We start from the raw sequence: 18,998 nt of genomic DNA on the forward strand, positions 1-18,998 counted from the left end.
CCGGCGGCACAGGCCGCCGAGCCGTCGAGCGGCGGCGTGGGCCCGTCGCGCTGGACCACGTCGTGGGCCACCGCGCAGACCGCGCCGACCGCGACGGACACGGTGGCGAGCGCCGGCCTGACCGACGGCACGTGCACCGCGAACGTGCGGCTGTCGGCGGGCGGAGCCGTCCGGCTGCGCTACGGGCACGCCTTCGGCACGGTCCCGGTCCTCATCGGCCCGGTGACGGCCGGCGGCCTGCCGGTGACGTTCGGCGGGCAGCGGCAGGCGTGGATCGCCGCGGGCGCCTCGCTGACCAGTGACCCGGTCGCCGGGCTGCGTGCCGCCGAGGCCGCGCGGCTGACGGTGGAGACCCGGCTCCCCGGACCCACCGGACCGCTGTCCTTCCACCGCAACACCCATGCCTCGCACTCCGTCGACGGCGAGCGCACCACCTCGGTGTTCCTGCTGACGGGCGTCGAGGTGACGGGCGCGCACGGGCCGGTGGTCGCGGTGCTGGGCGACTCCATCACGGAGGGCGTCGGCACCCCCGACGACGCCGATCTGCGCTGGCCCGACCAACTGGCCAGGCGGCTTCCCGGTTCGGCCGTCGCCAATCTCGGCATCAGCGGCAACCGGCTGCTGCTGGACGACGCCCGGTTCGGGCCGGGCGGACAGGCGCGCTTCGACCGCGATGTGCTGGCGCTGCCCGGACTGCGCACCCTACTCGTCCATCTTGGCGTCAACGATCTCCAGCAGCCGCCGAGCCAGACCGATCCGGCGCGCGTCCTGGCCGGGTACCGGCAGCTGGTGCTGCGCGCCCGCAATGCCCGGCTGCGGGCGGTCGGCGCGACGATCGCCCCGTTCGGCGGCTGGACCCGCTGGACGCCCGAGCTCGAAGCGGTGCGGCAGCGGATCAACGCTGCGGTGCGCACCGGCCGGGTCTTCGATGCCGTCGTCGACTTCGACGCGGCACTGCGCGACCCGGAGCGCCCGTCACTGATGCTGCCCGCGTACGACAGCGGGGACGGACTCCACCCCAATCCTTCCGGTCATGCCGCGCTGGCAGCGGCCGTCGACCGCCGACACCTCCTGTGAGGACCGCATGACGAACCCAGGCACCACCCCGGGCACCACCCGGCGCACCGTTCTCGCCGGGGCGGCGGCTCTCGGCGCGGCCGCCGCGCTGCCGCTGACGCTCACCGCCGCGGGCACCGCGCGCGCGGCGGACGGGACCACCACCGTCGTCGACGACGCCGCCTCCCTGCGCACCCGCTGGCACACACTGCTCACCGGCGGCCCCGGCCTCGACCTGACGGACCCGCAGATCGCCGCGGCCGTGGCCAGGATCGGCAAGGCCGCTACCACCTCGGTCAAGGGCCTCGACCCGACCCGGACCGACGGGCTGTTCCCCGATCTGACCAGCACCACGCTCTCCAACCACGTGACGACGTCGTTCAAGCGGCTCGCCACGGTCGCGACCGCGTGGGCCGTCCCCGGCACCCCGCAGTACGGTGACACCGCGCTGCGCGACCTGCTGCTGGCCGGCCTCGACTGGATGCTGACGAACCGCTACGGCCCCGGCCACACCCGGTTCGACAACGACTGGGACTGGGAGATCGGCTCCGCGCTCGCCCTCAACGACGCGGCCGTGCTGCTGTACGACGTGCTCGGGACGGAGCGGCTGGGCCGGATCACCGGGGCCGTACGGCACTACACGCCCGACCCGAACCTCTGGCGGGCCGACCGGCAGATCGCGACCGGTGCCAACCGGGTGTGGATCTCCACCGTGGTCGCCGTCAACGCGGTACTCAGCGGCACGGGCGACGATCTGGGCCGGGTCCGTGACGCTCTTTCGGACGTCGAGGGTTCGGGTGCCAACAGCGTCCTCGCCTTCAACGACGCGAGCGCCGCGGCGGAGGGCACCGGCGAGGGCTTCTACTCCGACGGTTCGTTCCTCCAGCACTACAAGCACCCGTACAACGGCGGGTACGGCAAGGAGCTGCTGAACAACCTCTCCCGGCTGCTGAACCTCCTCGCCGGCACCACGTGGGCGGTCACCGACCCCGACCTCGACAACATCCGCGGCTGGGTCGACGACGGCTTCGACCCGCTGCTGGTGCGCGGCGACGTGATGGCATCGGTGTGCGGGCGCGAGATCGCCCGCCCCAGCAAGCAGGGCCATGTGTCGGCGCAGACGGTCATCGAGGCGGTGGTGCGGCTCATCCCGAGCTTCCCCGGCGAGACGGCCGACCGGTTCACCGCACTGGTCAAGCAGTGGATCGCCGAGGACACCTACCGCGACTTCCTGGCCGTCACCGACCTCGCCTCGCTGGTCGCCGCCCGGCAGGTCATCGCCTCCCCGGTGCCTGCGCGGGGACCGCTGGTCGCGCACAAGCAGCATCCGCGGATGGACAAGGCGGCCCACCACCGGCCGTCCTTCGCGCTCGGCATCTCCGCGTACTCGTCCCGGATCTACAACTACGAGTCGATCCAGAACGAGAACCTGCACGCCTGGCACCTCTCCGACGGCATGGTCCTGCTCTACACCGACGACCTCGGGCACTACAGCGAGGACTACTGGCCGACCGTCGACCCGGCCCGGCTGCCGGGCACCACCGTCGTCGCCGGGCGCCCGGCGGACGCGGCGGGCCAGCGCACCACCAGCACGGCCGACTGGGCGGGCGGCACCGCGCTGCCCGGCACGACGCTCGGCGCGTACGGCATGGAGCTGCGCGCGTACGGCAGTTCCCTGCACGGGCTGAAGAGCTGGTTCTGCCTGGACGACGTGATCGCCTCCGTCGGCTCGGGCATCGGCGCCGACGCGGGCACGGCCGAGACGGTGGTGGAGAACCGGAAACTGCGCGACCCTAAGGCGGCCCTGCTGGTCAACGGCACGGCGGCACCGACGGACGCCGGCTGGTCGGCGCGGCTCGACCAGGTCCGGTGGCTGCATGTGGCCGGAACCGGCGGCTATGTCTTCCCCGAGCCCGTCACGCTCCAGGGCCTGCGCGAGGACCGCACGGCGACCTGGCGCGAGATCAACCTCAAGTACGGCACGGACACCCCGGTCACCCGCCCGTATCTGACGCTGTGGCAGGACCACGGCGCCGCCCCGAGCGGGGCCGGCTACTACTGGCTCCAGGCCCCGATGGCCTCGGCCCAGCGGACGGAGCAGTGGTCGTCCGCGCCGCCGGTGAAGCTGATCGCCCGCTCCACCGCCGTGCACGCGGTACGCCGCTGCACGGACGGACTGGTCGCCGCGAACTTCTGGACCGCCGGCACCGCGCAGGACCTGACCTCGGACGGCCCGGCCTCGGTGCTCGTACGGCCGGACGGGAAGACGGTCAAGGTCTCGCTGTCCGACCCGACACAGCTGCGGTCCTCGGTGGTCCTGGACCTGGCGCGGCGCGGACTGACCGTCGTCTCCGCCGATCCGGGCGTCGGCGTCGCACCCACCGGCAACGGCATCCGGATCACCGCCGACACCACCGGACGCCACGGCGCAACCCTCAACCTCACCCTGAAGAGGAGCTAGACCCTTGCTGTTCGACATGCCTCTGGGCCGGCTGCACGACTACCGGCCGGAACCGGAGGAGCCGGCCGACTTCGACGCCTTCTGGGAGAAGACGCTCACCGAGACGGCCCGCCACGACCTGGACGCCGAGTTCGTCCCGTACGACGCCGGGTTCGCCACCGTCGACGTGTTCGACGTGACGTTCCGGGGCTGGGGCGGGCAGCCGGTGAAGGCATGGCTGCTGCTGCCGAAGGCACGTTCCGGCCCGCTGCCCGCCGTGGTGCAGTACATCGGCTACAACGGCGGCCGGGGCATCCCGTACTCCTGGCTGACCTGGAGCGCGTTCGGGTACGCACATCTGGTGATGGACAACCGGGGCCAGGGCGGCGGCGGGAAGAACACCGCGGACACCCCGGACATCGGCCCGGACGGGCACGGCTCCTCCTCCCCCGGCTTCCTGACCCGGGGCATCGAGGACCCGTACCGCCACTACTACCGGCGGCTGATCACGGACGCGGTGCGGGCGGTGGACGCGGCGAGGGCCCACGGGGCGGTGGACGCCTCGCGGGTGGCGGTGCTCGGCGGCAGCCAGGGCGGCGGACTCGCGCTGGCCGTCGCCGGGCTGCGGGACGACATCGTGGCCGCCGTCGCCGATGTGCCGTTCCTCTGCCACTACCGGCGCGCCTCGCAGATCACGGACGCCGGACCGTACGCGGAGATCGCGCGCTGGCTGTCCGGGCACCGTTTCCGGATCGACGAGGCGATGGAGACCCTGTCCTACTTCGACGGGGTCAACTTCGCCGCACGGGCGACCGCCCCGGCGTGGTTCTCGGTCGGCCTGATGGACAAGATCTGCCCGTCGTCCACGGTGTTCGCCGCCTATCACCGCTATGCGGGACCGGCGGAGATCGAGGTGTTCACGTACAACGGGCACGAGGGCGGCGCCGAGTACGACCTGCCGCGCAAGCTCGGTGCGCTGCGGGGCGTGTTCGGCCGTTAGCGGACCGCGGTCACCGGCCCAGCGCCGCCATCGCGGCGTTGTGGCCGGGCACCCCGCTGACCCCGCCGCCGCGCACCGCGCCTGCCCCGCACAGCAGCACGTTGGCGTGCGCCGTCTCCACCCCCCACCGGCCGGTGGACTCCGTGGCGTACGGGAAGGCGAGGTCCCGGTGGAAGATGTGGCCGCCGGGCAGCCGCAGATCCCGCTCCAGGTCGAGCGGGGTCTTCGCCTCGATGCACGGCTCGCCGTGCTCGTCGCGGGCCAGGCAGTCGGTGAGCGGCTCGTCCAGGTGCGCGTCGAGTTCGGCGAGGGTCGCCGCCAGCAGCTCGGCCCGCGTCGCCGCGTTGTCGGCGGCGAAGAGCCGGGCGGGGGTGTGCAGACCGAAGAGGGTGAGGGTCTGGTAGCCGCGGGCGGCGAGGTCCGGGCCGAGGATCGACGGGTCGGTCAGCGAGTGGCAGTAGATCTCGGACGGCGGGGCGGCGGGCAGCCGCCCCGCCGCGGCGTCCCGGTAGGCGTCGGCGAGCTGCCCGTATCCCTCGGCGATGTGGAACGTCCCGGCGAAGGCCTCGCGCGGGTCGACCGAGCGGTCGCGCAGCCGGGGCAGCCGGGTGAGCAGCATGTTCACCTTCAGCTGCGCGCCCTCGGCCGGGGCGGGCGGTTCCTCCCCGAGGAGGGCTGCGAGCGCCTGCGGCGAGGCGTTGACGAGGACCTTGCGGGCCGCGACGACGTGTTCCGACCCGGGTGAGCGGACGGTGATCTCGGCCCGTGTCCCGTCGGTCTCGATACGGGTCGCCTCGTGCCGGACGCGGATTTCCGCCCCGGCCTCGCGGGCGGCGCGGGCGAGGGCGTCGGTGAGCGCGCCCATGCCGCCGACGGGGACGTCCCAGTCGCCGGTGCCGCCGCCGATGACGTGGTAGAGGAAGCAGCGGTTCTGGAGCAGCGACGGATCGTGGGCGTCGGCGAAAGTGCCGATCAGCGCGTCGGTGAGGACGACTCCGCGTACCAGGTCGTCGGTGAAGTTCTTCTCGACAGCCACCCCGATGGGCTCCTCGAAGAGCGTCCGCCACGCCTCCGGGTCAGCGATCCGCTCGCACAGGGCGTCGCGGCCGGGCAGCGGCTCGGTGAGGGTCGGGAAAACGCGTTCGGCGACGCGCCGCGTCATGCCGTAGAAGCGCTGCCACGCCTCGTACTCCCGGTCGGAGCCGGTGAGCGCGGCGAAGGAGTCCCGGGTGCCGTCGCCGCCGACGAGCAGCCCGGTGGCACGGCCGCCGCGCACGGTCGGGGTGTACGAGGAGACGGTCCGCTTCCGTACCACGAAGTCCAGTCCGAGATCGCGGACGATCTTGGGCGGGAGCAGGGACACCAGGTACGAGTAGCGCGACAGGCGGGCGTCGACCCCGTCGAAGGGGCGGGTCGAGACGGCCGCTCCCCCGGTGGCGGCCAGGCGCTCCAGGACCAGGACGGACTGTCCGGCGCGGGCGAGGTAGGCAGCGGCGACCAGACCGTTGTGGCCGCCGCCCACGATCACTGCGTCATAGCTGTCGGGTGCGGGCATGACCCTTCGTAGCACGGCACGATCGCCACTGACCAGAGGGCGTGGTGCCGGTCAGTTCGGTGGCGTCTGCTGCCCCCGGCGCAGCGCCGCGACCTGCCGGTACAGCTCGACGGCCTCCGTGCCCCGGCCGAGCTGCTCCAGGCAGTGCGCCTCGTCGTTGCGGGCGGCGAGGGCGTCGGGGTGACCGGCGCCCAGCAGCCGCTCGCGGGCCGCGGCGACCGTGCGGTAGACGGTCAGGGCGTCGGTCCAGCGGCCGAGCCAGCCGAGGCCGACGGCGACCTCGCGGCGGCTGACGAGGGTGTCGGGGTGCTCGGGTCCCAGGACGCGTTCGCGGATCGCGCACACGTCGCGGGCTTCGGCGAGTGCCTCCTCCCAGCGGGCGAGGCGCCCCAGGTTGACGCCGAGGCCGTGGCGGGCGCGGAGCGTCTCGGGGTCGGTGGGGCCGCCCACCCTGGTCCGGTCCGCCACGAGGGCGCGGTACAGCTCCAGGGCCTCCGCGCTGCGGCCCAGGCGGCCGAGGCTGATGCCGACCTCGTAGCGGGCGGAGAGCGTGTCGGGGTGGTCGTCGCCGAGCGATCTCGACCGGGCCTGGGCGACTTCGTGGTACGCCTGCAGGGCCTCTGTCCAGCGCCCCAGCCTGCCCAGGGTGTACGCCACCTCGTAGAGCGTGACCAGGGTGTCGGGATGGTCGGCGCCGAGCAGCCGGCCGCGGGCCGACGCCACGTCCCTGGCCATCCGGTACGAGTCCTCCAGGCGGCCGAGCCTGCCGAGGTTGAAGGCGAGGTTGTGGCGGCAGCGCAGGGTGTCGGGGTGGTCGGGGCCCATCGAGCGTTCCCGGGAGGCGAGCACCTCCGCGTACACCTGATGGGCCTCGAAGTGCCGGCCCAGCCGGCCCAGCACGTACGCCGTCTCCTGGCGGGCGGCCAGGGTGTCGGGGTGGTCGGGGCCCAGGCTGCGCGCGCGGCCCCGGGCGACGCGGTCGAACTCCCGCAGGGCGTCCGAGGCGCGTCCGGTGCGGCTGAGGGTGAAGCCGACCTCGTACCGGCTGGAGAGGGTGTCGGGGTGGTCGGGGCCGAGGGCGTGCTCCCGTTCGGCGGCGACGGCGCGGTGCACCTCGCCGGCCTCCTCCCAGTGGCCGAGCCGGCCCAGGTTGAGGCCCGCGCTGTGCCGACCGGCGAGTACCGACAGCAGTTCCGGTGACGGGGTCGGGCGCTCGGCCCTTGCCGGTGGCAGTTCGCCGGTGAGGCTGCGCATGTCGGTGCCGGTGGTCCACTCGCCGGTGAGGCCGGCGGAGTGGTCGGGCGGGGCGAGACCGGGGTGGGTGCCGGGCGCCTTGTGCCCGGTGGTCATGGAGCGGGCCCAGGCCGGCAGCTGCTGCCCCGGGCGTACGACGGGAACGGGCGGTGCGAGCGGTACCCGGCCGGTGGGCGGCAGATGCGGCTGCTCGCCGGTGCGGCCGACGGCGATCCGCTGCCGGAGGTCGCCCGCGTCGACGGGCCGCTCCTCGGGGGTCTTGGCCAGCAGTTCCAGCACGACACGGTCGAAGAAGCCCGGGAGTTCGGCCCGGTGGGTGCGCAGCGGCCGGGGCTGGGTGTCGCGGTGTCCGACGAGGACGGCCCAGGCGTCGTCGAGGTCGAACGGCGGTGCTCCGGTGGCGATCTCGTACAGCACACAGCCCAGTGAGTAGAGGTCGCTGCGGTGGTCGACCTGGCCGCCGCTGATCTGCTCGGGCGACATGTAGTGCGGGGTGCCCATGGCGATGCCGGTACCGGTGAGGCGGGAGGTGAAGCCGATGTCGTGGCCGAGCCTGGCGATGCCGAAGTCGCAGATCTTCACCGTTCCGTCGGCCAGCCGCATGATGTTGGCGGGCTTGAGGTCGCGGTGCACGATGCCCTGCTGGTGGGTGTAGCCGAGGGCGTCGGCGACCTGTTCGGCGATGTCGACGACGTCGGGCACCGGCAGTGGGTGCTGTTTGTTGTCCTCCAGGAGCTGGCTGAGGTTGCGCCCGTCGAGGAGTTCCATGACCAGGTAGAGGACGCCCTCGTGCTCACCGAAGTCGTGGACGACGGTGACGCCGCGGTGCTGGAGCGCGGCGGCGACCCGGGCCTCGCGGCGGAAGCGTTCACGCAGGACGCGGGTGAAGGACTGATCGTGCTCGGGCCCCATCGGCTTGAGGCATTTCACGGCGACGTGACGGCCGAGCGACTCGTCGCGGGCGCGCCACACCTCACCCATGCCTCCACGCCCGATCAGATCGAGCAGCCGGTACCGGCTCTGGATCAGCCTGGTGTCCGCCATCGCCTGCTGTCGCCCCCGTCGCTCCGACTGCTTCGCGCCCTCCCCGGCCCGTCCAGTATGGCGGCCCTGCTGCGCAGTTTGTACGGGGTGGGGCGGCTGCCGGGACCGAGTCGCGCCATCGCGTTCAGAATGTGACCGGGCGGGAGCTGCCAGCGGAGCCGGGCGGGGATGCAGCGCAGTGCGGTTCCCGCGGTGCGCAGGCGGCGGTCGACGGTGCGTACCGGGGCGACGGGTCTGCCGTACAGCTCATGGGCGTACGGGGGCAGTGACTGGTAGGCGAGTGCCGCGACGCGCCGCCACAGCAGGGCCCGCGCCGGTACGAGCAAGGCGTGGACGGGTGGCCTGCGCAGGAAGTCGTCGACGTCCAGCGCCTCCGGGGACGCGGCGAGCCGGGGGCGCATCCGCTCGAAGTAGGCGGCGAGCTGTGCGGTGGTGGCCGGTACGTCTGCCGGGTCGAGGCCGACGAGGCGGGCACTGTGGCGGTGTTCGTCGATGTAGCGGTCGGCCTGGGCGTCGGTGAGCGGGAAGCCGGACCGGCGTTCGACCTGGAGGTAGGAGTCCACCTCCGCGCAGTGCACCCATAGCAGCAGTTCGGGCTCGTCGACGCCGTAGCTCTGCCCGGTCTCCGGGTCGGTGGCCTTGATCAGCCGGTGGATCTTCCGGACCCGGGCACCGGCCTGCTCGGCGGCCTCGGTGGTGCCGTAGGTGATCGTTCCGACGAAGCCGGCCGTACGCATCAGCCGTCCCCAGGCGTCCTTGCGGAAGTCGGAGTTCTGCATGACGCCGCGTACGGCGCGCGGGTGCAGCGCCTGGAGGTAGAGCGCCCGGACTCCGGCGACCCACATCATCGGGTCCCCGTGCATCTGCCAGGTGACGGATTCGGGCCCGAAGAGCCCCGGGTCGGGGTCCACCATGCTGTTCGTACCTCCCGCTCGGCGACGTACGTACGCGAAGGATACGTGCGGGCACGGACAACTCCCATGGCTGCGCGGGGGATGGCCGGAGGGGTCCATTGCGGCGCGCATGGGTTCCTCCTAGGGTGATCCCATGGCCGATTCGAGCGGATTATGTCCTTCGGCGCCGCTCATGGGCGTGGAGGAGGAATACTTTCTCGTCGACCCCCTCACCCGTGAAGTCGTCCCGTACGCGGGCGACGTGGTGCGGAAGGCCGCGGAGGACCTGGGGGATCTGGTGTCCCAGGAACTCGGCCGGTACCAGGTGGAGACGAGGACTCCGCCGTGCGGCTCCTTCGAGGAACTGCACGGGGAGTTACGGCGGCTGCGGACGGCCGTCGGCGCCGCTGCCGAGACCATGGGAGCCCGCACGGCCGCGGTCGGCGCGGTTCCGCTCGGTGCCCCGATCCCGATGCCGGTCAGCGACAGCCCCCGCTGCGCGGAGCAGCTGCGGGACTACCGGGGCCTGGTCGACGAGCACGTCATCTGCGCGACCCATGTGCACGTGAGCGTCCCGGACCGGGGACGCGCCGTGTTGGTGAGCAATCATCTGCGTCCCTGGCTTCCGCATCTGATCGCGCTGTCCGCGAACTCACCGTTCTTCTGCGGGCGTGACACCGGGTACGCCAGCTGGCGCCGCATCATGTGGCAGCGGTGGCCGGTCTCCGGGCCCCCGCCGTACTTCTCCTGCTACGACGAGTACGAGAGTCTCCTCACCGCGCTGACCGACAGCGGAACGCTGCCGGACCGTCGCACGCTCTTCTGGGATGTCCGGCCCTCGTCCCGTTATCCGACCATCGAGGTGCGGGCGGCCGACGTCCCCGTGACGGCCGAGGAGAGCGCCCTGCTGGCCCTGCTGGTGCGGGCACTGACCGTCACCGCCCTGCGGGCCGTCGAGCAGGGTGACCCCGGCCCGGATCTGCCCGCCGAACTGCTGCGGGCGGCGTGCTGGCGAGCGGCGCGCGACGGGCTGCGCGGCGAGAGCATGGATCCGCGCACGGGGCGGCTTTCTCCGGCCGGCGGCCTGGTCCCGTCCTTGCTGCGCCATATCGGCCCCGCTCTGGAGGAGACCGGCGACCGGGAGACCGTCGTCGCGCTGCTCCGCCGGCTGACGGCCACCGGAACGGGCGCCGACCGGCAGCGCGCCGTCCATGCCCGCCGCGGTTCGCTCCTCGACGTGGTGGACGCCCTGGTGGCCCAGACCCCGGCCGTCGGGCTGCGCTGACCCCGTGCCGTTGCCGGATCAGGTGTGCGGGACGACCGCGACGGGGCAGCGCGCGTGATGAATGGCGGCCTGGGCGACGGAGCCCAGGTGGGGCGCCGGGGCGGGGCGGTGCTTGCGTCGGCCGACGACCAGCAGCCCGGCGCCATGGGCGGCGCTCACCACAGCCTTGGCGGGGCTTTCGAGAATGATGCTGTCGTCCACCTGCACGTGCGGGAACTTCTCGCGCCAGGGGCGCAGGATCTGATCGAGGTGCTTCCGCGCGTCCTGAGCGATTTCTTCCGTCACGTCGTGATCCACACCCCAGGGCGCGTACGCGGCCACCGGCAGGCTCTGGCCGTGGACGGCCCGCAGAGGCAGGCCTCGCGCCGCGGCGCTGGCGAAGGCGAATTCGAGGAGGTGGTCGCAGGGGCCGTGCAGTTTCAGTGCCACCACGACGCCGCCCTCCGCAGCCGGTGCGGAGTGTGGTTCCGGTCCGCTCGCCCCGGCGCGCACCAGCACCACCGGCCCGTCGGCGCGTGCCACGACGGGCATGCTGATGTCTCCGAGGAAATAGCTCTCGACGGGCACCAGTCCGCGCGAACCGAGCACGGTCATCTCGGACTCCGCCGCCGCTTGCAGCAGTGCGTGCTGGGCGTCGTCGGCGACCAGGCTGCCGACGACGGACAGTCCCGGGTGGCGCTTCTGGAGCTCCGCCCGAGCCTTGTGCACGATCCGCCTCGCCCAGTAGTTCTGGTCCATCTCCGCGGGGGCGTGGGCCGGCTCCGGCGCCAGCAGCGGCCACGCGTGCAGCAGACGCAGCGTGAGCCTGCGCCGCTCGGCCTCGTCGGCGGCCCAGCGGGCAGCGGCAAGGCTCTCGGGTGAGCCGTCGAGGCCCACGGTGACGACTGGCTCCATGGCGACTGTCTCCGTCTCGTAGGTCTCGAAGATCTCGTAGGTCTCGTAGGTCTCGAACGGCCTCATGAGGGCCGGAACGACTGCGGGAGGATCCGCCTCCCCGGGCTCCCCCTCATTCGAGGAGTACCGCAAATCTCCTGGTGCCGCATGCCGGCCCGGCGCGGCTGCCGCGAAGCCGGTTCGGCGCTGACGCTTGACTTCGGGCCCGGTCTCCTCCGTAACGTCGTCCCATGTCGGACGAGAAAAGCCCGGGCACGCCCGCGAAACTGCCGCGCTCGCTGTACGAGCGGGAGCTGTACCGGCTCCAGACCGAACTGGTGAAGCTCCAGGAGTGGGTACGCGCCGAAGGCGCACGGCTCGTCGTGGTGTTCGAGGGACGTGACGCGGCGGGCAAGGGCAGCACGATCAAGCGCGTCACCGAGCACCTCAACCCCCGGGTGGCACGCATCGCCGCGCTCCCGCGGCCCACCGAGCGCGAGCGCGGCCAGTGGTACTTCCAGCGCTATGTCGAGCACCTTCCGGCCCCGGGGGAAATGGTCCTGTTCGACCGGAGCTGGTACAACCGCGCCGGTGTCGAGCGCGTCATGGGTTTCTGCACCATGGACGAACACCAGCGGTTCCTTCACCAGTGCCCGATCTTCGAGCGCATGCTGGTGGAGGACGGCATCCTGTTGCGCAAGTACTGGTTCTCGGTCAGTGACGCGGTGCAGGAGGAGCGGTTCCGACGCCGGCTGCAAGATCCCACCCGCCGGTGGAAACTCTCGCCGATGGACCTGGAATCGATCACCCGCTGGGAGGCCTATTCGCGGGCAAAGGACGAGATGTTCGTCCATACCGACATCTCGGAGGCTCCGTGGTACGTCGTCGAGAGCGACGACAAGCGCAGGGCCCGGCTGAACATGATCGCCCATCTCCTGTCGACCGTGCCGTACGAGACGGTCGATCCGCCGGTGATGGAACTGCCCCCGCGGCCTGCGGCCACCGGGTACCAACGGCCGCCGAGAGACCTTCAGACCTACGTCCCCGACCACGCGTCACAGCTCGGGAAGTAAGGCGGGAGGGCGAGCGCGGGTTTCCGCCCCGGCGTCCGGTTGTCCCACGTGGCGCGGGAAGCCGATAGTGGAGGGAGCCGGGCGCAGTACCGCCCGGCCAGGTGCCCTGAGCTCCGGGATCGCAGCCGACACCGGAGACCACCGAGGAGGCCACCGATGAACGCTTCTCCGACTCGCATCACGACAGCCCTGCCCGCCCAGTACCGTGCCCGCCTGATGGGGGTCGGGCAGGAGGTCAATTTCGCCCAGGGAGTCCGTCTCTTCCAGGAAGGCGACCACGCGGACCGCTTCTGGATCCTGCGCTCGGGCGCCGTCACACTGGACATCCGGGTGCCGGGCAGTGCCCCGGCGGCGATCGAGAGCCTCGGGTCCGGCGAACTGGTCGGCTGGGCCTGGCTGTTCAAGCCCTACATCTGGCACCTCGGGGCGGAGGCGATGACGCCTGTGCGTACCCATGAGTTCGACGCGGAGACCGTACGGATGATGATGGACGCGGATCCCGCCTTCGGTTCGGCCATCGGCCATTGGGTCGGGGAGGTCCTCGCCCATCGGTTGCAGGCCACTCGGATCCGTCTGCTCGATCTCTACGCCCCTCATGGCAGCGGCGGCTTCATGTGAGTACGCCGTCGCGCCACCACCCGCCAGGCACGCCCGCGGACCGCGTCGCGCCGGTCATCCGGGCAGGAGCACGGCGGCGCCACTGACCCGATCGGCGGCCAGGTCCGTCAGGGCCCGGTCGGCGCGGCTCAACGGATACGGGCTGACGGTGACCCGTATGCCGATCCGTGCGGCCGTGTCCAGGAAGTCGCGGCCGTCCTGCCGGGTGTTCGAGGTGACGCTGCGCAGATTCCGTTCCTCGAAGAGGTGGCGCCGGTAATTGAGTACGGGGATGTCGGTGAGATGGATGCCCGCGACGGCGAGCGTTCCCGAACGGTCCAGCGCCTCCAGTGCCACGGGCACCAGATCACCGACCGGTGCGAACAGGATCGCCGAATCCAGTGGTTCGGGCGGGTGATCGTAGGCATCGCCCACGGAGGAGGCGCCCAGGTCGACGGCGAGTTCACGGGCACGTGCCGACCGGGTCAGCACATGCACGGTCGCTCCTTCGGCCAGGGCGACCTGCGCCGCCAGATGGGCCGAGGCCCCGAAGCCGTAGATCCCGAGCCGGCCGCCGGGCGGCAGGGCGCTGCGGCGCAGGGCGCGGTAGCCGATGATCCCGGCGCACAGCAGCGGCGCCAGCAGCGCGGCGTCCCGGTCCTCCGGAAGCCGGTAGGCGTAGTCCGCCGGGACGAGGGTCAGGTCGGCGAAACCGCCGTCCGCGTCCCAGCCGGTGTAGAGGGAGGCCGGGCAGAGGTTCTCGCGACCGGCCCGGCAATAGCGGCAGTGGCCGCAGGTGCTGCGCAGCCACGCCCCACCGGCCCGGTCACCGACCCGGAACCGTGTGACGGACTCGCCGACGGCGGCCACCCGGCCGACGATCTCGTGGCCGGGAACCGTCGACCCCCGGTGCGGGCGCAGGTCGCCCTCGGCAAGGTGCAGATCCGTACGGCAGACGCCGCACGCCTCCACCCTCAGCAACAGTTCCCCGGGCCCCGGCGAGGGCACCGCACGCCGCACGCGCGCCAGCGGACCGTCCGCGATCGGACCAGGACTCCGTACCGCCCATCCGGTCAGCGTGCTCGAAGCCGACGCCTGCACCATGCTCCCAGCCTGGTGCCGGTCGGCAGGCCCGGCAAACGCTCACCGCGCGCACGGCTGGCCGCATGCGCTGTGACCAAGCTCGGTAGTTGACACTTGGGCTCGTTCCTGACCTGCGGTGATGGCAACTAGATTCAGCAGCTTTCGCCCTGGAGCAGGCGATTTGGTTGGCGCATTGGTACACGGCAGCTGGTTCGCGCCGCGACTCCGCCCCGAGGCATGCGCGTTCGATACGGGCTGGAGGCGGGGAAGAGAGAAGGCTGGGGGTGCGACTTCGCGTCGCCCCTGGCTGATGTGCGCGGAGCCAGGCTGCGGAGGCGGCGTCGCAGTCAACGTCTGGGGAACCGGCCATTAACCTCGCGCTTTCATGAGCGTGCTCGTCCATGCCTTGATCAAATAAGCGGAGAGTGCTTCTGACCTGCAACGATGGGACTTTTCTAGGGTCCTGTTGGCTGCACGGAAAGAAGCACTCTCCAGGTGAGTAAGCGTATCGGGTTGTACCCACGTGTCCGCGTCGAGGGCGGCGGCAGAGGGGCGGTCTCGCAGGCCGGGGCGGTGCTGCTGGTCGAGACGGTCCGCACGTTGGGCCTGGACGATGCGATAGCGGCGGCGCTGGCGCCCTGGCGCAAGCCGCGGACCGGATCTGGCTGGAGATCGCCTCCATCGCGCTCGACCTCCTCGCCTGGATGCCGATGCTCGCCCTGACAGGCGAAACCCGCCGTTGGGAGCCGAAGCGCCTCCGCCTCTTGTTTTCCTCCGCCGCCCAGCTCGTGAACACCGGCCGCCGCCGCTGGCTCCGCCTGGCCGCCCGATGGCCCTGGACATCCGTGATCACCAGCGCCATGGACCGGCTCCAGGCCCTACCAAACCCCGGCTGACCAGTAAATTCACCCGTCCCAACAACCTGCACGACCACCCCGGGAGTGGAACCCGGCGCCCACCCGACGCGACAACCGGGCCACCAACATGCCCTCGCCCCATCCGCAACAGCAAAACGGCCCGACGGAAGAACCGACGGACCGTCATGCAAGATCGAGGCTATGGCGCCTATCGCGCCTGGAAACCGCGGTTCGTCGCCGAGTTCGGCTACCAGGCGCCCGCGAACTATTCGACACTGCGCGAAGCCGTTGAATTGGGCGAACTCCGCGAGGACTCCCCCGTACTGCGACATCATCAGAAGGCAGTGGACGGGCGGGCGAAGCTCCAGCGCGGACTCGAGGAGCATTTTGCTTCAGTCGACACGTTCGATGACTGGCTCTTCGCCACACAACTCAATCAGGCACGCGCGATCACGACCGGCATCGATCACTTCCGTGCGCTGCGCCCACTGTGCATGGGCACGATTCTCTGGCAGCTCAACGACTGCTGGCCCGCGCTCTCGTGGTCGGTCGTCGATAGCGCGGCACGACCGAAACCTGCTTGGTGCGCGCTCAGGCGGGCGTATGCCGACCGCCTTCTCACGATTCAGCCAACCGGAAACGGCCTGGCGGTGGTGGCCATCAACGATTCTGACGATGAGTGGCGAGGTGCAGTGCGAATGCGGCGTATGAACGTCGATGGCGCGGTGCTGACCGAAGAATTCACAGAGCTCATTGTCGCCCCGCGCGCCCATACAAATCTGCCTCTGTCTGCACGTCTTGCCAATGCTGCGCACGGGAGCAACGAATTCGTTGTCGCCGACTTGGGCACGAATCGCGCAACATGGTTTTTCGAGCGGGATAGCAAAATCAACTACCCGGTGCCCAGATACGAAACGAAGATCATGCGGATCGACCGCGGCTTCACCGTGGACGTCTTCGCTCACACGCTTCTGCGCGAGCTCGCACTGTTCGTCGACAGGATGGATCCGCAAGCAACGGTCGACGACATGCTTGTCACTCTCTTGCCGGGCGAGAGCGTCATTTTCCGCGTGACGACTACTCATGACACCGCCGAAGAACTCGGCTCGGCTCCATTTCTCCATTGTCCCAACGACCTGAGCAGGTGACGCGGAGATAGCCGAACCCGGCCAGTCCAGGCGCTTGACGGGACCGTGTCGCGCTGCTTGTCTGTTACGCATCAGACGGATCGTGTCGTCGATCCGCCACCGCCGATCACCGCGCGCACTGAGCCGACCCGCAACGGACGAAGCTCCCCTCGTGCAGCAGACGAAAGGCAGAACCGATGGGAATGAGAATGCTGAAATTCCTGGTGGCCTCGGCCTTGCTGCTGATGTCAGCAGCACTGCCCGGGGCGCCGCCTGAGGCACACGCGGCCGAGGCCGCACCGGATCGCATCGGTAGTTACGTGTGGCTGGGCGATCTCGATGGTGAACCAGTCAAGTACCGCGTGGTCGACGCTCGTGACGTGGACGGCGACGGCAAGCAGGAGCTGATGCTGCTGGCAGACCGAGTGATCCGGTTCGCTCCGTTCGATGCGAGTGGCGACGACCTCGGTGCCCGAGGTGGCACCGCGCGTAGAGGCAACGGCAGCAACTACTGGCCGCAGGCGAACCTACGGGACTGGTTGAACTCGGACGCGGAGCAGTTGACCTGGACCGGGCTGTCGCCGCGCACCTTCCGCGTGTGGAACACCCACAACGCCTATGCGGGCGAGTCCGGCTTCCTGTCCCACCTGACCTGGGGCGAGCAATCGATCATCGTGCCCGTCGCCCACCGCAGCGTGATCTCTGCCGCCGACGAGCCGGTCAAGGCCGGCGGCAGCGGTGACCACAAGCTGGTCGAGACGTCGATCAGCGCGGCGGAGGCCAATTACGACGCCGCCCGCCACGCGGTCACCACCGACCGGGTCTTCCTGCCGTCGATCCCCGAACTGGCGCAGGTCGGGTCCCGGTTCCCGGACGCCGTACGGGCGCTGCCGACGCAGGCCGCGCTGGACAAGTCCAACTCCCCGCACGATCCGGCCGACACCGCCAGCCCGGCGGCGTACTGGACGCGGGACGCGCTGGCCGCCAACCCGTTCGCGGTCCGTTACGTCACGGGCGCCGGGAGCCTGCCCGATAACGGCAATGCCACAGCGGGTACCCGAGGCGTGCGCCCGGCACTGTTCATCCAGTCCGACGTCACGCTGACCGGGCCGGGCACCGCCGCTTCGCCGTACACCATCGCCGGGTTGCCGGTCACCGATCCCGAGGGGGACAACGAAACGCCGAAAGCCGAGGAGCCGGGACCCGATCAAGGGCTGTTCACTCTGGTCCGCAATAGCAACCTGACCGCCGACGAGGCCGAGCGAGCCGCCGCGCTGTCGACTGTCGACGGCATCACCTACTACACCGGCGTATCTGTATTGATGCCGGAACCCGGTGTCTATAACTGGGACTATCTCGACGAGGCGTTCTACCTCGCTCGGAAGTACAACAAGCCACTCAAACTCGGCTTGCTGGGCGGCCGCTGGGTGCCGGAATGGTTTTATACCTCCGGAGTCGAGAAGTTCAACTGGAACCTCGACACCGACCTCGTCGACCCGGGCAGCTACAACGCCACCGCGCCCGTCCCGTGGGATGCCACCTACCTATCGCTGATGGAACAGATGCTCAAAGCTGTCGCCGACCGGTACGGCAGCGATCCATACCTGGCTACCGTGCAGGTGACCGGGCCGTCGCTCAGCAGCGGCCTGGAAACCAATCTGGTGCTCAACGACACCGACGTGGCCAGGATCGGCTACAACCGCGACGTCTATGTGGCCGCGTGGAAGCGCATGATCGACTCGTATGCCGCAGCCTTCCCGGGCAAAGGCATCAGTCTGGCGCTGAACAACTACATCACGCTGGCCAGGGACAACCAGATCCCGAGGGAACTACGCGACTACGCCGCGGATCGAATCGGCGCCCGCTTCCGTGCCCAGATCGCCTACGTCACGTACGAGGACTGGTTTGAGCGTGGCAATGAAGGGATCGAGCTCTGGGCCGAGGCGTCCGACCGGGTCCGGTTGGAAGGACAGCTGATCGACGTCTACTCCGCGAAGAACGCCGATCCGGACTTCGCCTACCAGGGCATCCAGAAGGCGGCCGCCATGGGCGCGATGCTGATGGAGGTATTCACCGCGGACGTGCTGACCCCGCCGTACGGACAGCGGGTGGCCGACGCGCGCGCCGCGTTCCTGACCGACCGCACCCCGGCAAGCGTCAGCGTCCAACCGACCGCACTCACCCTCGACGTCGGCGCCCAGGCTCAGGCCACAGGGCTGGTCCACGATCCCAACGACTACATCGTCAGCGGCACGCCGGTCACCTGGAACAGCAGCACACCCTCGGTGGCCACCGTGGACCGGACGGGCAAGGTCACCGCCCACTCCATCGGCAAAACCACCATCACGGCTACCTACAAGGGCCTGCCGGCAGCAACTCTCACCGTCACTGTCCTGCAATCGCCCACCGTCCGGGCCGTCGCCCCCGTCGAGGTCGCCCGCCCCGGCGACCTCCGTCAGATCCATACCCTGCTTATCGCCCGCGGGGTCTGCGACGACGTCACCGATGCGACCCGCTACACCAGTGCCGATCCGGCCATCGCCAGTGTCACCCCGGACGGTCGACTCACCACCCACGCCCCTGGCGGCACCACCATCACCGCCAACTACCAGGGTCTGACGGCCACCGTTGCCGTCACCGTCCGACAAGCCGACCAGGCACAGGAGGCCGACCGTACGGCAGCCTCACCGGGCTGCGGCCGCTAGGGCCTGTCTTCAAAGGGTCAGATCCTGTCAAGCCCCGGGTTTTGTGGACAGTGAGATAGCTGGGTTTCAGGGGGTCAGTGAGGCGTCGGTCGTTGCGTGAAGTGCCTCGAACTCGGCGGGTGGGACATGCCCGAGCTCTCCGTGGAGCCTTCGCTG

The 18,998-nt window shown here is 70.6% G+C and carries 13 protein-coding genes and 1 pseudogene; 9 read left to right on the top strand and 5 right to left on the bottom strand.

Annotated features, from left to right (window positions below; translation table 11 throughout):
* From ABZY11_RS33920 to ABZY11_RS33930, 3 genes are all read left to right on the top strand, one after another.
* Positions 1–1,077: SGNH/GDSL hydrolase family protein (locus tag ABZY11_RS33920; protein ID WP_356482847.1), on the top strand; the 1,077-nt coding region annotated here is incomplete at its 5' end.
* 7 nt (positions 1,078–1,084) lie between these two features.
* Positions 1,085–3,517 (top strand): polysaccharide lyase 8 family protein, encoded by a 2,433-nt coding sequence (locus ABZY11_RS33925; protein WP_356482848.1) that lies wholly within the window; start codon positions 1,085–1,087, stop codon positions 3,515–3,517.
* Positions 3,518–3,521: 4 nt separating this feature from the next.
* A complete protein-coding gene (locus ABZY11_RS33930) occupies positions 3,522–4,496 on the top strand; it encodes an acetylxylan esterase (RefSeq protein WP_356482849.1) in 975 nt (324 codons plus the stop codon).
* Between the two features lie 10 nt (positions 4,497–4,506).
* Here ABZY11_RS33930 and ABZY11_RS33935 read toward each other — a convergent pair whose 3' ends face one another.
* Genes ABZY11_RS33935 through ABZY11_RS33945 form a run of 3 tightly spaced genes read right to left on the bottom strand, consistent with a single transcriptional unit; the run spans position 4,507 to position 9,263 of the window.
* The gene (locus ABZY11_RS33935; RefSeq protein WP_356482850.1) at positions 4,507–6,051 is read right to left on the bottom strand and encodes an NAD(P)/FAD-dependent oxidoreductase; all 1,545 of its coding nucleotides are present in this window, start codon (positions 6,049–6,051) and stop codon (positions 4,507–4,509) included.
* A 51-nt stretch (positions 6,052–6,102) separates the two neighbouring features.
* Complete coding sequence (locus ABZY11_RS33940) at positions 6,103–8,349, bottom strand: serine/threonine-protein kinase (protein ID WP_356482851.1); 2,247 nt, start codon at positions 8,347–8,349, stop codon at positions 6,103–6,105.
* A complete protein-coding gene (locus ABZY11_RS33945) occupies positions 8,331–9,263 on the bottom strand; it encodes an oxygenase MpaB family protein (RefSeq protein WP_356482852.1) in 933 nt (310 codons plus the stop codon). The genes ABZY11_RS33940 and ABZY11_RS33945 overlap by 19 nt, the downstream gene beginning before the upstream one ends.
* A gap of 133 nt (positions 9,264–9,396) precedes the next feature.
* Here ABZY11_RS33945 and ABZY11_RS33950 point away from each other — a divergent pair, with 133 nt between their 5' ends.
* Positions 9,397–10,527: a glutamate--cysteine ligase gene (locus ABZY11_RS33950; protein WP_356482853.1), complete on the top strand. Its 1,131-nt coding sequence runs from the start codon at positions 9,397–9,399 to the stop codon at positions 10,525–10,527.
* 18 nt (positions 10,528–10,545) lie between these two features.
* Here ABZY11_RS33950 and ABZY11_RS33955 read toward each other — a convergent pair whose 3' ends face one another.
* A complete protein-coding gene (locus tag ABZY11_RS33955; RefSeq protein ID WP_356482859.1) occupies positions 10,546–11,421 on the bottom strand; it encodes a universal stress protein in 876 nt (291 codons plus the stop codon).
* Between the two features lie 230 nt (positions 11,422–11,651).
* Between ABZY11_RS33955 and ppk2 the strand changes: the two genes are divergently transcribed.
* Together ppk2 and ABZY11_RS33965 are read left to right on the top strand one after the other, a co-directional pair.
* Positions 11,652–12,473, top strand: coding sequence for a polyphosphate kinase 2 (gene ppk2 / locus ABZY11_RS33960; protein WP_356482854.1), 822 nt, complete (start codon positions 11,652–11,654; stop codon positions 12,471–12,473).
* A gap of 156 nt (positions 12,474–12,629) precedes the next feature.
* Entirely contained in the window at positions 12,630–13,091 is a 462-nt protein-coding gene (locus ABZY11_RS33965) for a cyclic nucleotide-binding domain-containing protein (RefSeq protein WP_356482855.1), read from the top strand.
* A gap of 54 nt (positions 13,092–13,145) precedes the next feature.
* Here the strand turns inward: ABZY11_RS33965 and ABZY11_RS33970 are convergent, their stop codons facing one another.
* Entirely contained in the window at positions 13,146–14,174 is a 1,029-nt protein-coding gene (locus ABZY11_RS33970; protein WP_356482856.1) for a zinc-binding alcohol dehydrogenase family protein, read from the bottom strand.
* Positions 14,175–14,800: 626 nt separating this feature from the next.
* Between ABZY11_RS33970 and ABZY11_RS33975 the strand changes: the two are divergent.
* From ABZY11_RS33975 to ABZY11_RS33985, 3 genes and pseudogenes are all read left to right on the top strand, one after another.
* Positions 14,801–15,049: pseudogene (locus ABZY11_RS33975) on the top strand (transposase); the annotation flags it as partial.
* A gap of 146 nt (positions 15,050–15,195) precedes the next feature.
* Positions 15,196–16,158: a hypothetical protein gene (locus tag ABZY11_RS33980; RefSeq protein WP_356482857.1), complete on the top strand. Its 963-nt coding sequence runs from the start codon at positions 15,196–15,198 to the stop codon at positions 16,156–16,158.
* Positions 16,159–16,334: 176 nt separating this feature from the next.
* On the top strand, positions 16,335–18,842 hold the full coding sequence (locus tag ABZY11_RS33985; protein ID WP_356482858.1) for an Ig-like domain-containing protein: 2,508 nt from the start codon (positions 16,335–16,337) through the stop codon (positions 18,840–18,842).
* The last annotated feature ends 156 nt before the right edge of the window (positions 18,843–18,998 follow it).

Origin of the sequence: Streptomyces sp. NPDC006510 (genome assembly GCF_040611955.1) — a bacterium.
Classification (GTDB): Bacteria; Actinomycetota; Actinomycetes; order Streptomycetales; family Streptomycetaceae; genus Streptomyces.